At 73.4% G+C, this 17,220-nt stretch carries 13 protein-coding genes; 7 read left to right on the top strand and 6 right to left on the bottom strand.

Annotated elements, in window-relative coordinates:
- Positions 1-312: 312 nt before the first annotated feature.
- Positions 313-924: a hypothetical protein gene (locus OG500_RS31845; RefSeq protein ID WP_327070285.1), complete on the bottom strand. Its 612-nt coding sequence runs from the start codon at positions 922-924 to the stop codon at positions 313-315.
- Positions 925-1,288: 364 nt separating this feature from the next.
- Between OG500_RS31845 and OG500_RS31850 the strand changes: the two genes are divergently transcribed.
- Complete coding sequence (locus OG500_RS31850; protein WP_327070286.1) at positions 1,289-2,791, top strand: glutamate-cysteine ligase family protein; 1,503 nt, start codon at positions 1,289-1,291, stop codon at positions 2,789-2,791.
- 73 nt (positions 2,792-2,864) lie between these two features.
- Complete coding sequence (locus tag OG500_RS31855) at positions 2,865-3,668, top strand: CPBP family intramembrane glutamic endopeptidase (RefSeq protein ID WP_327070287.1); 804 nt, start codon at positions 2,865-2,867, stop codon at positions 3,666-3,668.
- Here the strand turns inward: OG500_RS31855 and OG500_RS31860 are convergent.
- From OG500_RS31860 to OG500_RS31870, 3 genes are all read right to left on the bottom strand, one after another.
- Entirely contained in the window at positions 3,646-4,530 is an 885-nt protein-coding gene (locus tag OG500_RS31860) for a PhzF family phenazine biosynthesis protein (RefSeq protein WP_329585077.1), read from the bottom strand. The genes OG500_RS31855 and OG500_RS31860 overlap by 23 nt on opposite strands.
- A 151-nt stretch (positions 4,531-4,681) precedes the next feature.
- Complete coding sequence (locus tag OG500_RS31865; protein ID WP_327070289.1) at positions 4,682-4,873, bottom strand: YegP family protein; 192 nt, start codon at positions 4,871-4,873, stop codon at positions 4,682-4,684.
- Positions 4,874-5,071: 198 nt separating this feature from the next.
- Complete coding sequence (locus OG500_RS31870) at positions 5,072-5,593, bottom strand: PadR family transcriptional regulator (RefSeq protein ID WP_329585079.1); 522 nt, start codon at positions 5,591-5,593, stop codon at positions 5,072-5,074.
- A gap of 83 nt (positions 5,594-5,676) precedes the next feature.
- Between OG500_RS31870 and OG500_RS31875 the strand changes: the two genes are divergently transcribed.
- Together OG500_RS31875 and OG500_RS31880 are read left to right on the top strand one after the other, a co-directional pair.
- Complete coding sequence (locus tag OG500_RS31875) at positions 5,677-6,264, top strand: hypothetical protein (RefSeq protein ID WP_327070291.1); 588 nt, start codon at positions 5,677-5,679, stop codon at positions 6,262-6,264.
- A gap of 139 nt (positions 6,265-6,403) precedes the next feature.
- Positions 6,404-8,596, top strand: coding sequence for a hypothetical protein (locus OG500_RS31880; protein WP_329585125.1), 2,193 nt, complete (start codon positions 6,404-6,406; stop codon positions 8,594-8,596).
- A gap of 7 nt (positions 8,597-8,603) precedes the next feature.
- On the opposite strand, the gene OG500_RS31885 is transcribed toward OG500_RS31880, so the two are convergent.
- Positions 8,604-10,301 (bottom strand): hypothetical protein, encoded by a 1,698-nt coding sequence (locus OG500_RS31885; protein WP_327070293.1) that lies wholly within the window; start codon positions 10,299-10,301, stop codon positions 8,604-8,606.
- A 408-nt stretch (positions 10,302-10,709) separates the two neighbouring features.
- Here OG500_RS31885 and OG500_RS31890 point away from each other — a divergent pair, with 408 nt between their 5' ends.
- Entirely contained in the window at positions 10,710-11,126 is a 417-nt protein-coding gene (locus OG500_RS31890) for a hypothetical protein (protein WP_327070294.1), read from the top strand.
- A gap of 144 nt (positions 11,127-11,270) precedes the next feature.
- Entirely contained in the window at positions 11,271-13,409 is a 2,139-nt protein-coding gene (locus OG500_RS31895) for a tetratricopeptide repeat protein (RefSeq protein WP_329585126.1), read from the top strand.
- Here the strand turns inward: OG500_RS31895 and OG500_RS31900 are convergent.
- Positions 13,333-15,120 (bottom strand): hypothetical protein, encoded by a 1,788-nt coding sequence (locus tag OG500_RS31900; protein WP_327070296.1) that lies wholly within the window; start codon positions 15,118-15,120, stop codon positions 13,333-13,335. The two genes, OG500_RS31895 and OG500_RS31900, sit on opposite strands and share 77 nt — an antisense overlap.
- A gap of 170 nt (positions 15,121-15,290) precedes the next feature.
- On the opposite strand from OG500_RS31900, the gene OG500_RS31905 reads away from it, so the two are divergent.
- On the top strand, positions 15,291-17,117 hold the full coding sequence (locus OG500_RS31905) for a penicillin-binding transpeptidase domain-containing protein (protein ID WP_327070297.1): 1,827 nt from the start codon (positions 15,291-15,293) through the stop codon (positions 17,115-17,117).
- The last annotated feature ends 103 nt before the right edge of the window (positions 17,118-17,220 follow it).

Consider the following 17,220-nt stretch of genomic DNA (forward strand, 5'->3'; position numbering starts at 1 on the left):
GATCCCGCCCCCCTCAGCGGTGCCGGCCCGGGCCCTGTGGCCCCACGAACCCCGGAACGCCGTTGACGGTGGTCGGATCCTGTCCCGCCGGCCCAGGTGTGAGTCGGCGCTTCTGTGGGTAGGACAGGTGGTCCTTCCACGCAGTTCCCAGTGTCGGCATCCGGAGGCCGTCCCGCAGCTGTTTGGTGACATGCGCCACAACTCCAGGGCAGAGATCACCCATTCAGATGGTCGAACCGGGCGGCGGCGCAAAAACGGGCCACCCGGCCATGACTCGACCGGGTGGCTGCGAGGTAGTCCGAACGGGTGGGGTCAGAGGGCGGGCACCGCCGCGGCCAACGGAGCGGGCGCGGCCGGCCGCACCGGCGCCGCGGCACTCGGGCGGGCGAGCAGCGCGAGCAGGTCGCCCGCTGGATGGGCGCGGTGCGCGGCCACCCCGAGCGGGGCCGGGGCCAGCGGGATCAGCAGGTCCTCCTCCGGCGCGGCGTCGATGCCGTGCAGCCACAGTGCGGTGGCGTAGTGCCCGGGCATCGAGAGCAGCCGCGCCTGGTGGCTGGTGCGCAGCGACTGCACCAGGTGTCGGGCCTGAGCCAGTGCCCGCATGGTGGAGTCGAGATAGGGTCCCGCCGCGAAGTGCGCGAAGCTGTGGCCCTCGGCCGACTTCACCACCTCGGCCGCCGCCACCACTTGGCCGCCGTGCTCGATCAGGAACCGCCAACCCGTGCGCGGGGCCTCCGCCAGCGCGCGCGCCGTCGCCGTCGCGGGCGGCAGCTGGTGAACCGCCAGGGGATGGGAGGGCTGCAGCGGCCCGGTGGGACTGCGCAGCGCGGCGGCCCCGGCCTGCCGCAGGGCGGCTTGGGAGTTCAGGGCGGCCAGGACGGCGCGCAGGGCGCTCGGCGGGGGCTGGGGCGTTTGCAAGGTCATGGCGGGTCGCCTCTCCGTGCGAGATCGGCGTGCGAAAGCGGCATACCGGCGTGGCGCGACAGAGCCGGGTCCGGTTGGGCGTGATCGCGGGGCTGAGCGCGCGAGGGGGCCACGCGGCAAGCGAGGGAGCCGCCTCGGCCAAGGGTCGGGGCGGCGTGCAGCGCGAAGCCTACTCGAACAAGTGCGCAGGGTGACCTGTTTATCACCTTCTGTCGTGCCCGGCAAGTCGGGAAACACAGGTGAGAAGCCGTCAGTTCCCTTGTGGCGCAAGGCATAAGGGCGCATCGGGTATCGATCTTCCGGCTGGGCATGATGCTGGGCACCATGATGCTGGGCACGGTGGCACCGGCCGAAGGGGGTATCCGTGGGGGAGAAGGTCATCGCGACCCGGGCCGACCTGGCGGACCGACAGCAGTACCGACGCAAACTGCAGTCCTGTCAGGAGGCGCTGGACCGGATGCTGCGCGAGGGCCGGTTCGACCGGCCCAGGGCCGTCCTGGGCCTGGAGATCGAGCTGAACCTGGCCGACGAGCAGGGCCTGCCGCTGATGAGCAACGAGCAGGTGCTCGCGGCGATCGGCTCCGCCGACTTCCAGACCGAGCTGGGCAAGTTCAACATCGAGGTCAACATCGCCCCGCACCGGCTCAGTGGCCACGTCTTCGAGGAGCTGCGCGAGGAGATCGACACCGGCCTGCGCTACGCCGACCGCCGGGCCGCCGAGGCCGGCGCCCGGATCATCATGGTCGGCGTGCTGCCGACCCTGGGGGTCGAGCACACCGGCCTGGACTCGATGTCGCACAACAACCGCTACACGCTGCTCAGCGACCAGATCATGGCGGCGCGCGGCGAGGACATCGCGCTGGACATCGAAGGGGTCGAGCACTTGGTGCTGGACTCGGTGACCATGGTGGCGGAGGCGGCGGCGACCTCGCTGCAGCTGCACCTGCAGGTCACCCCGGACCGCTTCGCCCCGGTCTGGAACGCGGCCCAGGCGATCGCCGCCGTCCAGGTGGCGCTGGGGGCCAACTCGCCCTTCCTGTTCGGACGCGAGCTGTGGCGCGAGACCCGTCCGGTCCTCTTCCAGCAGGCCTGCGACACCCGCTCGGCCGAGCTCAAGGCCCAGGGGGTGCGCCCGATCACCTGGTTCGGCGAGCGCTGGGTGGACTCGGCCGCGGAGCTCTTCGCCGAGAACCTGCGCTACTTCCCCGCCCTGCTGCCGATCTGCGACGACGAGGACCCGGCCAAGGTGCTCTCCTGCGGCGGTATCCCGCGGCTCGCCGAGATGCGGCTGCACAACGGCACCATCTACCGGTGGAACCGGCCGGTCTACGACGTGGCCGACGGCGTGCCGCACCTGCGGGTGGAGAACCGCTGCCTGCCGGCCGGTCCCACGGTCGCCGACACGCTGGCCAATGCCGCCTTCTACTACGGACTGGTCCGGGTGCTCGCCGAGCAGAGCCGGCCGATCTGGACCAGGCTGCCGTTCGACCGGGCCGACCGGAACTTCCACACCGCGGCGCGCTACGGCATCGACACCGCGCTGCACTGGCCGCGCCAGGGCCGCGGGGCGCGCGGCGCGCTCGCCGAGGTGCCGGTGGTCGACCTGGTGCTCGGCGAGCTGCTGCCGCTGGCCCACCAGGGCCTGGACGAGTGGGGCGTGCAGCCGGCCGACCGGGACCGCTACCTGGGCATCATCGAGCAGCGCTGCCTGCGGCGGACCAACGGTGCCGCCTGGCAGGCCGCCACCGTCCACCAATTGCGCGAGCGCTACGGGATGGACCAGGCGACCGCGCTGGCCACCATGACCAAGCGGTACATGGAGCTGATGCGCGGCGGGGAACCCGTGCACACCTGGCCGGTGGGGTGAGGGCCGGCCGGGTCGGCGCGGGGGTGAAAGCCGTGAAGGGCGTGCTCATGGCGGTGTGACAGGATGATCGGCCATGACGATCGCACCGCCCGCCTCCCCGGAGAACATCCTGCCGCCCGGCTCGCCCGGGCGGCGGCTGCTCGGCGCCGAGCTGCTGATCGTCCTGGGCCTGTCCCTGGGCGCCAGCGGGATCTACGCGGCGATCAGCTTCGCCGACTCGCTCACCCAGCACGCCGCGCTCAGCCAGCAGGTCGCGCCGCTGAACTCCTCGGCCGCCCCCGGGCGGCCCTGGATCGACCTGGCCTACCAGCTCTACTACATCGGCCGCGGCCTGATGCCGGTGGTGCTGGTCGGCTACCTGCTGATCCGCGAGGGCACCAGCCTGCGGGTGCTCGGCTTCGACCTGCGCCACAAGCTCGCCGACCTCGGACGCGGCGCGGCGGTGGCCGCCGTGATCGGCGGCAGCGGCCTGGCCCTCTACCTGGGTTCGCGGGCGGCCGGTGCCAACCTCACCGTGGTGCCCTCCGGCCTGCCCGACGTCTGGTGGCGGATCCCGGTGCTGATCGGCTCCGCCTGCCAGAACGCCGTGCTGGAGGAGGTGGTGGTGCTCGGCTACCTGATCCGCCGCCTCGAACAACGCGGGTGGGGCTGGCCGGCCGTGGTGCTGACCAGCTCGCTGGTGCGCGGTTCGTACCACCTCTACCAGGGCGTCGGCGGGCTGGTCGGCAACATGGTGATGGGCGCGATCTTCTGCCTGCTCTACCGGCGCTGGGGCCGGGTGATGCCGATGGCCATGGCGCACGCGCTGATCGACACGACGGCCTTCGTCGGGTACGCGCTGCTGGCCGGTCACGTCAGCTGGCTGCCGACGGGGTGAGCCGGCCGTCCAACACGGTGACGGCCCCGCCGGAGAGCAGCACCCGGTCCCAGCCGGTCCCGGCCGCACCGCGCAGTTCGCAGTGGACCAGGCCACCGCGGGCCGAGGCCTGGTAGCCCCTCAGCACGGTGCGTCCCAGCCGCTCGGCCCAGAACGGCGCCAGCGCGGTGTGCGCGCTGCCGGTCACCGGGTCCTCGGGCACGCCGGCCGCCGGGGCGAAGTAGCGCGAGACGAAGTCGTAGCCGTCCGCCGGGTACTCGGCGAGCGCGGTGACCGCCACGCCGCGGGCCTGCTGGCGGGTGACGGCCGCCAGGTCCGGGGCCAGGCCCCGGACGGTGTGCTCGCTGCGCAGCTCGACCAGCAGGAGGTCGAGCTCACCGGTGGTCCAGCAGCCGACCACCGGTCGGCCGAGCGCCTGCGCCAGGCCGTCCGGCACCTCGGCCGGCTCCGGTCGCGCGGCCGGCAGGTCCAGGCTGATCGTCCCGTCCGCCTGCGGCACCGCGGTCAGCACCCCGCTCAGCGTTCCGAACCGGATCGGGCGGCTGTTGGTCAGACCCTGGGTGCGCAGCGCGTGGGTGGCGGCCAGGGTGGCGTGGCCGCAGAGCGGGACCTCGGTCATCGGGGTGAACCAGCGCAGCAGCCAGTCGACTTCGCCGTCCGAAGCGGTAGCGGTAGCCGTGCCGGTGGCCGCTTCGGCCGGGCTCGGCGGGCGGACGAAGGCCGTCTCGGAGAGGTTGAGCTCGCGGGCCACCTGGCGCATCCATTTCTCGTCCGGCCAGCTGGCCGTCTCCAACAGGCAGACGCCGGCCGGGTTGCCGGCGAACGGTCGGTCGGTGAAGGCGTCGATGATCGAGATGCGCATTCCCCGAGCGTACGGGTACCCAGGAACCGTCAACAGGGCCAATCCGGCGGGTCTGGCCCGGTCGGGCTGGGCAAAGCGGCGGGGAGCGGCCGACCGTGGCCGCTCCCCGCCGCGCCTTCGCGACCCGCGTCGCGACCCGTGTCGAGACCTGCTACGCCGGGCTCGCGCTCGCTTCGCGGACTTCCGCGTACGGCGCGAGCTTGCGGAGCGACTCGATGTTCTGCAGCAGCGATTCCTTGGTCTCGTGTGCGTCGCCGACCACGACGACCGAGCCGTTGCTGGCCTTGAGCCGGAACCGGTGCATGCCGCTCTCGTCGGTGAACAGTTCGAACTTCCCTGCCATGGATCTTCACCTCTCGGGTTGGACGCCCCCTCCTGACGCACCGTAGGGGGTCGATGGCGGGGTCGCACGCCGGACGGTCCGTCAGGGGGCGGGTGCCGGGAGGCGGTGTGCGGCAGCGTTCAACTGGCCTTCTCCCGTTGAGAACGGTGAGGGCGTCGATGATCTCGTCGTCGGACGCTCCGGGCGCTCCGGGTGGCCCTACAGGTGCTCGTTCAGTTGCTCGGCCGCCCAGTCCGCCCAGTCCCCGGCGGACTGCGAAGCGCGGATCCCGAACTCCAGGGCCAGCCATTCGCAGACCTGGACCGGGTCGCCGATCCACTCGGCCTCTTCACGCACGCGTGCAAGGACGGCGTTGCGCTCCTGGTTGCGGCGGGCGAACTCCTTGAGGTACGCGGCGCCCTCCTCGCGCGGGAGGGTCCAGAGGAAGAAGACGCGCAGGAGTGCGGCGCTGCGGTAGGCGGCGTCGGCGCCGGGGCCGGTCAGCCACTCCTTCAGTTCGGCACGTCCGGCGTCGGTGATGCCGTACTCGGTGCGGTTGCGGGCGCCGGTGCCGGTGACCTCGATCAGGCCCGCCTCGCTGAGCTTGGCGAGCTCGCCGTAGACCTGGCTCTGCTTCGCGGGCCAGACGGCGGCGAGTGACGACTCGAAGCGCTTGAGCAGGTCGTATCCGCTGCTGGGGGTCTCGGCCAGCAGGCCCAGGACGGCGTGGCGCAGGCTCATGGGCTCACTCTACTACCGGGCTGACCTGTCAGGTCTGGACAGACCAAGACTGACCGGTCACACTGTGACCGTCCAATAGTGGAATGTCGCTCCGGAAGGAGATCATCGCGGTGAACTACGTCCGCGGATTCGCCCCCTGGCTCTGTTACGCGGTACTGGGCGCCTTCGACTGGCGCCTGGGCATGTGCACGGCCGCCACCGCCGCCGTGCTGCTGCTCCTCGGCGCGGTACGCCGGCAGGGAGCCGACCTGCTGTCCGCCGCCACCTGCGGTTTCTTCGTGGTGATGGCCGTGATCGCGGTGGCCGACCCGACTTCGGGCCTGCACCGGTGGACCTGCGCGCTGGCCAACGCGACCCTGGCCGCCGTGGCGCTCGGCTCGCTCGCCGTCGGCAAGCCCTTCACGCTCTCCTTCGCGCGTGCCGAGGTCCCCGAGGAGTTCTGGAACGCCCCGCGCTTCATCCACGTCAACAAGGTCCTCACCGGCATCTGGGCGGCCGGCTTCACCGGTGCGGCGATCGCCTGCGCCGCCATCGTCGGCTGCGCGCACTCCGCCGCCGCGGCGCTGGTCACCGTGCAGGTGCTCGGCTTCGTGGTTCCGTTCGTCCTCTCGGGCAAGTACGCCGCGCGCGCCCAGGCCGCCGCGGACCAGAGGGTGGACCCGGCCGTATAGGCCCGGGTGCCGGGCGACTCCGGCCGAACCCACGGGGCGGCTCGGAGCGCGGTGCCGGAAATCGGGAAGCCAGCGGTGGTGGAGGAGGTGCTCCGGTAACGTGATGGCCTGTCAGGCTGGCTCCAGGACAGGAGAGTGGATGGACCACGACCGCTTCGAGGAGCCGGCTGAGCGGACCTTCGTCCGCAACGTCCTGGACGGTACGGTCCACGGCAACGCCTTGCAGATCGGTCGGGTCCACGGCGGTATCACCGTCAACGTGCCCGTGGCCACGCCCTCCAGGAGCAGCAGCAGGCCTGACGACGTGCCGCAGCACCTGTCCCGGTTCATCAACCGGGTCAGTGAACTGGGCACCCTGAGCGCATGGTTGGATGACGACGCGGCCGATGCTGTCGCGTCGGCGGTGGTGAGCGGACTGCCGGGGGTCGGTCGGCGCGCGACGGTCCGCCGGCTCGCGTACGACTGCAGGCAGCGCTTCCCCGGTGGGCAGCTCTACGTCGACTTCGCGGCCTCGGACGGCGGCGTGGGCGGGAGCGTCGCCGAGGCGCTGGCGGTCTGCCTGAAGGCCCTCGGGCAGGCCGAGGAGTACCTGCCGAACAGTGTCGACGACCGGCTGCGCGAGTACCGTCGGCTGTCCGGCGCGCACCGCCTGCTGGTGGTGCTCGACAATGTGACCGAGCCGGCCCAGGTCCAGATGCTGACCCCCAAGGGAGCGGGCAGTGCGCTCCTGGCCACCAGTGACATCCTGCTGGGCGAGCTGAGGCTCGACGGCGTGCGACTGATGAAGCTGGACCCGCTGGACGAGTCGGCCGGCCTGGAGCTGCTGACCGCCCTGTGCGAACCGGAGCCGGTCCGCGCCGACCCGACGGCCGCGCGTCGGGTCGTGGCCCTGTGCGGCGGGCTTCCCGTCGCCCTGCACCTGGTGGCGGCCCGGCTGTCGATGCAACCGCACCTCACACTGGCGTCGGTGGCACGGGAACTCGAGGACGACGCGGCCCGGCTGTCGGTGATGACGCTACAGACCCCCGGAGGGGAGCGCAGTGTGTCCGGTGCCTTCGATCTCGCCTACCGGTCCCTGGCACCGGAGCAGGCCTGGCTCTACCGGTTGCTGGGGATCCTGCCCACGCCCAGCTTCGACGCCGGCGCGGTGGCCGCGGCCGGCGGGCTCGAAACGGCCGCCGTCCAGCGGCTCATGGCACAACTGGTCCGGGCGAGCCTGCTGGAGGCGACGGCCGACGGCCGCTACCACCTGAACGACCTGGTGCGCCTGCACGCACGTCACTGCGCCGAGCTGGAGACCCCCGAGGCTGAGCAGGCCACGGCTCTGTCCCGCCTCGTGACGCACTACCTGGCCCTCACCGCGCTGGCGGACCGGGCCGTCCAGGCCGACCGGCTGCGGATCGCCGACCTGCGAGACCTGCTCCGGGACGCTCCGGACCCCTTCGCGCAGGCCGGGCAGGAGGCCGGCCAACTGGCCCTGGCCTGGCTGGAGGCCGAGCGGGGCAACGTCCTCGCGGTGCTGCGGGCCGCCCGGCGGCAGGCGCTGGACCGGCAGGCCTGGCAGCTCGCCGAGGCGTTCACCGCGCTCTTCCTGCATCACCGGCACCTGGGCGACTGGTGCGACTCCCTGCGACTCGGCGTGGACGCCGCGATCGCCGACCGGGCGGTGGCGGCCGAAGCGCGTCTGCGCAGTCTGCTCTCCCGCCCCCTGCTCGATCTCGGGGAGGACGACCGGGCCAGTGCCGAACTGGAGACGGCCGTGGTGCGTGCGGAGGAGTCGGGGCACCTCCTGCTTCGTGCCTCGGTGCAGGAGTTCCTCGGCCGCTACTGGGAGCGGCACGACCCCGCTCGTGCGGTCACGGTCTTCGAGCTGTCGCTCCGACTCAACCACGAGGCCCAGGACCCGCGAGGGGTGGCCGTCGCCAGCTACTTCCTCGGCTGTGCGCAGGACGCCGCGGGCAGCCCCGAGGCGGCTTGCGTCACGTTGCGGCGGGTCATCACGCAGTTCGAGAGCCTCGGCCCGCCGGACCGCAGGATGGCGGCCCGGGCGCTGGCTGCCCTCGGTCGGGCTCGGGCGCGCCTGGGTGAGGTCGAGGGAGCCCGGGGCGACCTCGAACGGGCAGCGGAAGCCCTGCGGAACGCGGATGCCACGCACTACGAGGCACGGGCCCGCATCGCACTGGCCGACCTGATCGAGCGGACGACGGCGGACCGGGCCGGAGCCCGGCGTCATCGTGCCCGTGCCCTGGAGATCTTCGAGGCGGGAGGAAGCCCGGAGGCGGAGGACCTGCGGCGTCGGCTGGCGGAGGAGGACGGTCCTCAGGAGCGGTAGGACCGCCTCAACCTCTCCGGAGCTGACGCAGCTCCACGGTCCGTGTCCGCACGGCCGGTGTCCGCGCGAAACCGATCCGCACGGTCAGCCGGGCTCCGTCGAGGGGGATGTCCGCACGCAGGCAGGCGTAGACGGCGGCTGCTGCGAGATCGGGGTCCGCCGCCCCGTCGGCGGTGGTCACCCGGATCAGGCGGTGGTCCCGCAGCCCGACGAGGTGTTCGCCGGCGGTCTCCAGCGCCGTGGCCGCCGCGCGGCTTCCCGGACAGGCCCGGAGGATCTCGGCGATCCGGTGCGTGGCCGCGGTCGCGTCGAGTGGTGTCCGCTCGATCAGCACCGACGCGTTGAGCACCTGCTTCGGATCGGGCTCCGCCAGGTCGCAGGCCAGGTAGCGGAACTCGCCGGGGCCCTCGTCGGCCCGGCGCGCGACCGGAGCGGGATACCGTTCCACGGCCAGCGACCAGCCGTCGGCGTCCGCGGTGAGGTGGAGCGAGACCACCGCCGCGGTGACCGGGCCCGGTTGGACCTGCGGTACCGGGAACGCGTGCACGGGTGTCGGGCCGGTCGGCTCCGGCAGCCCGATCAAGTCGTAGACGGCGGAGCGCAGTCGCTCCATGGCCCGGCCCGGCTGGTCGAAGGCCCGCTGTGCGATGTCGGTCCACCGGTCGGGTTCCTGGCCGGCGATGGCCTGCTCGACCTGGGCGCGCAAGGGGGCCTGGAGGTCGAGCCGAGGAGCGCGTCGACCGAGCTCGGCCCCCGCGGTCCCGGGCACCGCGTCGTCGCCGAAGGCCGCGAGCAGCACGGGCCGCCCCAGCGACGCGCTGTACAGCGTCACCGAGCCGTGATCGCCCACGACCGCGGCGGCGGCGACGACGGCCGCCTGCCAGCCGCGCGTGGGCGGGATGATCAGCAGCCCGGCCTCCAACGCGGCGGCCTGGAGCGTGCGGATCTGCCAAGCCCCGTGCGTCGACCAGATATTGGGATGCAGGACGACCGCGACCCGGTACTCGTCGAGCGGGAGCTCGGCCAGCAGGCGGGCAGGGAGATCCGGGACCCGGGCGATCAGCGAGGTCGGTCCCCACGTCGAGCTGACCACCACCAGCCGCTGGCCGGGCTCCAGGCGCAGTGCCCGCAGGTACGTGTCGCGCTGCGGCACACTGGCCACCAGCCGGTCGTAGCAAGGATCGCCGATGAGAACGGTGCGTCCCTCGGTCTCCGGGTGCGCTGCCAGCAGCTGAGCCGCCTGGTCCGGGTGGGAGACGGCAAGCCGGGCCCGTTTCAGCAGCCTCTCGGACACCATGCCGGACAGTCGGCTGCCGGTGCTGCGGGAGTCGGGGACGAGCTTCTGGAAACCGACGCCGTGCGGGAGCACGAGCACCGGGCAGTCGCTGTCCGGCAGGTCGATGTTCTCACTGGCCGACAGGATGAGGTGCGGCGCGACATCGGACAGGTGGTCCCAGGGGACGAAGCGGCAATCCGCGCTGCGCAGCAGCTCCAGCACCCCGTCGCTGAACGCGGAGGTCGGATCGTAGGCGAACACGACGCAGACCCGGTCGTCGCCGCGCAGCAGGTCGGGAAGGACTTCGAGCACCCGCACCGTGGAGGTGACGGTGCGGGCGGGGACCACGAGGGTCCGGACGCTCTGGAAGGTACGCCAGCGCCAGGCGTCCGGGCCGACCGGGGCCCGCAGACTCGCCCTACCGTCCACGCTCGCCCCGCACCATTGGCTCAACCCTGATCTCTACGGCCTCGCGGCTCGCGGCTCGCGGCTCGCGGCTCGCGGCTCGCGGCTCGCGGCTCGCGGCTCGCGGCTCGCGGCTCGCGGCTCGCGGCTCGCGGCTCGCGGCTCGCGGCTCGCGGCCACTTTGGATACCGCATGATCGGCTCCTGGACAACCCCTGGACCTCGATTCCCTGAGTCGGCGAAGCGGGCATCTTGACTGGCTGACCGCCCCGTTTGCTCAGAGCTGGCATCGTGAGCACATTTTATGTGACCAGTGGTGGCGCGGCAGAGCCGCCTGCGGCCGCCGCATGCGGGCACGCCCGGGACGGTCACTACCCAACCACTCCCGCTGTCTCTAGGGTGGTTGCCCGAGCCCGGTCGAAGGAGGGGCGCCATGGGGGCGGAACTGGTGGAGCTGGCGATGAGCGGCGCGGCGGTGTTCGTGAGCGCCGCGGCAACCGACCTGTGGGGGGAGGTGAAGGAGCGGGCGGGCCGGCTGCTGACCCACGGTCGTGCCGACCGGGCCGAGGCGGCGCGCTTGGAGGTCGCGTACGCGGAACTCGCGCTCGCCGAGGAGACCGGCGATGGTGCGGTCGTCCAGAGGATCCAGCAGGACTGGGAGTCACGCCTGCGCGAACTACTGGCGAGCGATCCGGCAGCAGCGGCTGAGCTGCGCTCGCTGCTCGACATCCTGGACCCTGGGAACGCGGCTCAGCCCTCGGTCGTCGTGCACAACCACAACGAGGGAACCGTGCACGGGACGGTGCTCCAGATCGGAACCGTCGGAAAGCTGACCTACGGCACCCAGTAGCCGGCCGGTCCCCGCACGGGCGCCGGTGGTGGTCGTGGACGAAGGGGTTGCCGGACAACGGGGCCTGCGGGGGCTACGGTTGGGGTGACGCAGGGTAGGAGCAGCAGTGCTGGTCGGCTGTGCCGACGGAGCAGGGGGTGGCGCGTGGTGGATCCGCTGTCGGTCTCGGCGGTCACGGGAGTCCTGAGCGCGATGAGCGCGAGCATGGCCACCGAGGCGGGCAAGGCGGTCTACGAGTCCTTCGGCGGGGTGGTCCGGCGGGCGTTCGGCCGGGAGGTTCCGGCTCCCCGCGGGGCCCAGGAGCGGGCGGCGCTGGCTGCGCTGATCGTGGAGCGGCTTCGGCAGGAACCGGAGCAGGCCCAGGCGTTGGCCGTGTGGATGGGGGCCGCGGGAGCGATGGGGCGCTCGCCGGGCCACGGTGCGCCGGCGCTGCTGCCGCCGTCGACCCGTTTCTTCACCGACCGCGCGAAGCAACTGGCCGCCCTGCAGCGCGAGGCGGCGCGCAAGCCGGACGGACGGGCCCGGATCGCGATGCTGGTGGGGCCCGAGCTGATCGGGACCACGGCGCTGGCCGTCCACTTCGGGCACCGGGAGACCGAGCGCTTCCCCGACGGCCAGCTCTACGCCGACCTGCGCGGTGGAGCGCTCGGCTCGGCGCCCGAACCGGCCGTCGTCCTGCGGTACTTCCTGAGCCGACTGGGCGTGCCCGACGCACAGCTGCCGGCCACGCTGGAGGACCGGGTCGATCTCTACCGCACCCTGCTGGCCGACCGGAGCCTCCTGGTGGTGCTCGACCACGCCCAGTCCGCCGGCCAGGTCCAGCCGCTGATCACCACCGCTCCGGGGGTCTTCCTCGTGGTGATCGCCCGCCGTCCCCTGACGGGTCTGGACGCGGTGCCGATCGAGGTCGGGCCGTTGCCCGAGCGGGATGCCAAGCGCCTGCTCGTCGAGGTGGCGGGCAAGCAGGCCGTCGCGGCGGCGCGCGCCACCCTGCCCTCGGTCCTGGAGCGCTGCGCCGGCTCCCCGTTCGCGCTGCGTGCGGCGGCCCGGCACCTGACGGCGGTGCCCCCGCGGCACGGCGGCGGCAGCACCGCCGCGGATCCGGTGCGCACCGTCATCGCGGACCGGTACCGCGAGTTCGACCCGCAGCTCGCCGCTTTCTACCGGCGCAACGCGCTCCGCCCCTGGCCGTCCGTCAGCGCCGACAGCGCGGCCGTGGCCGCCGGCGTCCCGCACGCACAGGCGGCCCGGATGCTCGCCGAACTCACCGTGCTGGGCCTGCTCGAGGAGACGGGCAGCGGCCGGTACCGCTACCGCCCGGCCGCGCGGAAGCACGCCGAGCAGGAGGCGCTGCGGACCGAGGGCGCGGCCGCCGGCGCCGCGGCCACCGCTGCGCTGGTCGAGTGGTACCTGCACGTCGCCGTCCGGGCGGACCACCGGGCGCTGCCGAAGCGCTGGCACGTCGGCCCCCTCTTCGAGCAGCTGGGCCAAGGTCCGTACGAGGACGAGGGCAAGGCGCTGGCAGCGCTGGGCGAGGAGATGGGCAACCTCCTCGAAGCCGTCCGTGCCGCGGAGGACCTCGGGGATCCGGACACCGTCTGCCAACTGGTGGAGGCGCTCTGGGCCTGGCAGCTGAAAGTCGGTCACGTCGACGTCCTGCTCCCCGCTCTGCGGGCTGGGGCGCGGGCCGCGGGCCGGCTGCGCGACCTCGATCCGCGCATGGTCGCGCGGATGCACACCCAGCTCGCCCACGGCTTGATGGAGTCCCAGCTCTACGAGGAGGCCGAGACCCAGCTGCGCGCGGCCGGCGACGCCGCCCGGGCCACCGGGCGGCCGCTGGGCCGGGCCACCGCGGTCGAGTCGCTGGGCCTGCTGCGCCTGCGGCAGTGGCGGTTCCAGGACGCGCTGTGCTGCTTCGAGGAGGCCGACCGGGTGCTCGACGGGATCGCCGAGGACGACCCGGACGCCAAGGAGCTGCCGCGCGCCCGCGCCCTGCTGGAACGCCACCGCGGCCGGGCCCGGCGCGGGCTCGGCGACCTGACCCACGCCGACGAGCTGCTCAGCGGCGCACTGGCGTTCTTCCGCAGCGCCGACGGCGGCGAGCAGTACAACGCCGCCCGGACGCTGACCGACCTCGCCGAGACCCGCCTGCTCGCCGGGCGGCCCGCCGAGGCGCTGGCCCTGATCGACGAGGCCGCGGTGATCCTCACCGAGGAGAAGGCGGAGACCCATCTCGTCCATCTCGAGGCGCTGCGCCGGCGCTGCCGGGAGCCACAGCGGTGACCTTCACCCGGTCGACGCCGGCCCCCGTGCGGACGGCGAGCTCCAGGCCGGGCGGGACGGCCCGGCCGGCGCCCAGCCAGGCGAGCAGGGCGGAGGCGTGTGCGGCCGGGTCGGCGCCGGCCGGAGCGGCGGTGAGGCGGAACAGCGTGCCGTCGCGGTGCAGTGCGGTGCAGCCGTCCGGCTCGGTGAGGTAGGCCGCGAGGGTGCAGGAGGGGTGCCGCTCCAGGACTTCGGCGGCCCATGCCTGCGGGGTGCCCAGGCGCGGGTCGTGGGCGGGGCCGTGGCGGAGGATCAGGTCGGCCAGCGCCAGGACGCCCGGGTCGAGCGTGTCCTCGGGAACGGCCAGCTGACCTTCGCCGGGGCCCTGGGGCTCGTGGCGCGGGTCGGCGTACCGGTGCAGGGCGATCTCGGGGCCCTCGGCCCCGTCGAGCAGCTGGGTCAGCACGCGCAGTGGTGCGCGGCGCGGCGCGGGTTCGTGGGGCGGCAGCGGGAGCGGCTCCAGCACGGCTCGTCCGGCGGGCTCCGGGGTGCCGATCAGGCGGTAGAAGAGCCCGCGCAGCAGCTCGGCCGACCGCCCGGGGGCCGAGCTGGTCAGTTCGGCCGGGCCGGGCAGCGGTTGATGCCCGTGGAGGAGGCGGTCGATCTGGGGGAGCAGTGGTGCGAACGGGTCCAGCCGGGGTGCTCGTCGCACGAAGTCGGCCACCGGGGAGGTGGGGCCGAGCAGGTCCAGCGGCGCCGCGCCGAGCAGGACGGGTGTGCCCAGGGCGGCCGCGTAGTAGGAGACCGAGCCGAAGTCGCCGAGGACGAGGTCCGAGGCGATGAGCGCCTGGCGCCAGCCGTCCAGCGGGTCGACGAGGGTCAGGCCGGCCCGGCGCGCCCGGTCCAGCCAGAGCCGGATCTGGCCGGCGCCGTGGCCGTGCCAGATGTTCGGGTGCAGGACGGCCGCGAGGCGGTAGTCGTCCAGCGGCAGCTCCTCGGTCAGCCGGGGGAGCAGCAGTGGCAGGACGTCCTCCTCGCCGCCGTCCCCGAAGAGCGAGGCGGGGTTCCAGGTGGAGTTGAGCAGCAGCAGGCGCTGTCCGGGGCGGACACCCAGCGCCCGCCGGTAGCGGTCACGGTGGTGACGGGCGGCCAGGATGCGGTCGAAGCACGGGTCCCCGCCGAGCACCGCCGTCGCCACTGCCTCGGGGCACGCCTCGCGCAGCCGGTCGAGCTGCTCGGGGTGGGAGAGCACCATCGCGTCGGCGACCGGAGCACCGTCGGCGAGGAGCCACTCGGGGGCGAGGCCGAAGACCGGATGTCCGGTGTCCGGTGTCCGGTGTCCGGTGTCCGGTGCTGCGAGCGTCTTATTGTATCCGACGCCATGCGACAGGACTACCAACTTCCCTCTGATCGCGTCGAGTTGGCCGCCGAAGCTGGCCGAGATCGCCAGGTCGACCGGTATCCGGGTGGCCTGCTCCCAGGGGAGGACCGGCACGCCGACCGACGCCAGCAGAGCCGTGACGCCCGCCCCGAACGGCGAGGACCCCGTGCAGGTGGCCAGCAGCTGGATCCGGAGGTCGTCACGGAAGAGGGGGATGACGTCGAGCAGGCGGGTGGCGGCCGTCACGTTGTGCACCACCAGCAGGACCCGTTTGCACCGCCCGCGGGTGGCCCATCGGTGCGCCTCATCGCCGACCGGAACACGGATCCAGTCGTCCGACCGCTCGCGCAATGCACCCTCCCTCGTCCGCTCACCGGGGCCGTCCGACGGCGTCCGGACGGTAAGTATGCACGTCGGATCGGCCCGGGAAAGATTCATCGAAATCGCCGCAACATCTTCCCGCGTCGGCGCGTCAGACTCACGGAACAGCGGTCAAGGCCGACGACAGGGGGAGCACGGAGATGGAACCCGAGGACGAACACCGGGCGGACGCGGGCCACGACGGACAGGACCCGCCCACCGCCCGCCGCACTCCCTCGCGCACGGCGGTGCGGATCGCCTGCGGGCTGGTCTTCGCCGGCCTGCTGACGGTCGGTGGCTGCGGCGCGTACAACCTGGCCTCCGCGGTGCTGGGCACCCGCTCCGCGCCCGGCGCCACCGCGCACACGGCGTCCGGCGCGACGGCCTCGCCCACCCCGCCCACCGCCGCCGAGGCCGCCGGCACGGTTGATGCCTTCCTGGCCGCCTGGGCCAAGGGCGACCTGACGAGCGCGGCCGGCCTGACCGACGACCCGGGCGACGCCGGTGACGCGCTCGGCGCCTTCCACCAGCAACTGGGCTTCAGCGCGCTGGCCCTCACCCCGGACAGCGCCTCGCCCGCCACGGGCGCCGGGTCGGGCGCATCGCCCCTCGCCGCGCCCGGCCGACTGACGCTGGGGTTCACGGCCACGGTCGGCTTCCCGGCCGCGGGCGCGCAGGCCTGGCAGTACCAGGGACAGCTGGGCGTGCTGCGCACCGCCGACGGTCGGGCCCTGGTGCACTGGGCGCCGAGCGTGCTCTACCCGCAGCTGACGAACGGACAGACGCTCGCCCTGCGCGCGATCGCCCCGCAGGCGGCCGCGGTGGTGACCGACCGCAAGGGCCGCTCGCTCGCCGGCTTTCCCTCGCTGGCCCCGCTGATCGCCGCGATCCAGAGCAACGCCGGCTCGTCCTCGGCCGCCCTCTCCCCGGCCGGCGCGTCGTCCGCGGCCCCACCCGACGGTGGCGCCGACCCGGACACCGGGAACGGTCAGGCCGTGGTGCTCCTGGACGACTCGGGCCGGAATCCGGCCCAGCAGCTCTTCGTGGTGACGCCGCCGTCGGCCGGCCGCCAGGTGCGGCTGACCCTGGACGCCGACGTGCAGCGGGCCGCCGAGCAGGCACTGCAGAGCCAGGCGGGCAGCAACGCCGCCGGCCTGGTCGCGGTGGAGCCGAGCACCGGCGACATCCTGGCCGTCGCGAACGCGCCCGCGGGCGGCTTCGACCAGGCGTTCCTGGCCGAACTCGCGCCCGGCTCGACGATGAAGGTGATCACCGCGGCGGCCCTGCTGGAGGCCGGTGACACGCCGAGCACCCCGGTGGCCTGCCCCGAGACCGCCAACTCGCCCCGGCTCTGGCACAACGACGAACAGGGTTCGTTCCCCGGCTACACGCTGGCCGACGACTTCGCCCAGTCCTGCAACACGGCCTTCATCAACGAGAGCGCCAAGCTGCCCTCCGGCACCCTGACCACGGTGGCGCGCGATCAGTTCGGCATCGGCCTCAGCTGGTCGACGGCCCCGGGCGTGCAGAGCTTCGACGCCAGGATCCCGGTGCCGGGCGACCCGGACGCCTCCGACCAGGCGGCGGCCGAGGCGATCGGGCAGGGCACCGTCCAGGCCAACGCGCTGACCATGGCCTCGGTCGCCGCGACCGTGCAGAACGGCACCTTCCGCCAGCCGGTCCTGCTGCCCGGCCAGCAGCAGGTGAAGGCTGCCGAGTCGCTGCCGGCCCCGGTGGCCAAGGGCCTGCGCGCGATGATGGCGCAGACCGCGGCCGCCGGCACCGCCCAGCAGGCGATGGCGGGCCTGAGCGGCGAGGTCGGCGCCAAGACCGGCACCGCGGACGTGGACGGCGCCCCGGCCCCCAACAGCTGGTTCACCGGCTACCGGGGCAACCTCGCGGTGGCCGCCGAGGTGGAGGGCGGCGGCCACGGCGCGGGCGCGGCGGGCAGCGCGGTGGCCCAGGTGCTGGCGGTCGGCAACGGATAGCACCGGGAACGCCACGCGGCGGAACCTGAGAAGATCCTGATATCTGAGCCCGGGTGAACCCTCTTCTCACCTGCGTCAAAGACTTGCCTGGCGCAATGGGCAC

The sequence above is a fragment of the Kitasatospora sp. NBC_01250 genome, from assembly GCF_036226465.1.
In the GTDB taxonomy this organism is placed as follows: Bacteria; Actinomycetota; Actinomycetes; order Streptomycetales; family Streptomycetaceae; genus Kitasatospora.

What these genes read in the sequence shown, in the direction of transcription:
- OG500_RS31875 (WP_327070291.1), top strand. Translation starts at nt 5,677, where the DNA reads ATGTCGCTCCGGAAGGAGATCATCGCGGTGAACTACGTCCGCGGATTC.
- OG500_RS31880 (WP_329585125.1), top strand. Translation starts at nt 6,404, where the DNA reads ATGGACCACGACCGCTTCGAGGAGCCGGCTGAGCGGACCTTCGTCCGC.
- OG500_RS31870 (WP_329585079.1), bottom strand. Translation starts at nt 5,593, where the DNA reads ATGAGCCTGCGCCACGCCGTCCTGGGCCTGCTGGCCGAGACCCCCAGC.
- OG500_RS31855 (WP_327070287.1), top strand. Translation starts at nt 2,865, where the DNA reads ATGACGATCGCACCGCCCGCCTCCCCGGAGAACATCCTGCCGCCCGGC.
- OG500_RS31865 (WP_327070289.1), bottom strand. Translation starts at nt 4,873, where the DNA reads ATGGCAGGGAAGTTCGAACTGTTCACCGACGAGAGCGGCATGCACCGG.
- OG500_RS31905 (WP_327070297.1), top strand. Translation starts at nt 15,291, where the DNA reads ATGGAACCCGAGGACGAACACCGGGCGGACGCGGGCCACGACGGACAG.
- OG500_RS31890 (WP_327070294.1), top strand. Translation starts at nt 10,710, where the DNA reads ATGGGGGCGGAACTGGTGGAGCTGGCGATGAGCGGCGCGGCGGTGTTC.
- OG500_RS31845 (WP_327070285.1), bottom strand. Translation starts at nt 924, where the DNA reads ATGACCTTGCAAACGCCCCAGCCCCCGCCGAGCGCCCTGCGCGCCGTC.
- OG500_RS31860 (WP_329585077.1), bottom strand. Translation starts at nt 4,530, where the DNA reads ATGCGCATCTCGATCATCGACGCCTTCACCGACCGACCGTTCGCCGGC.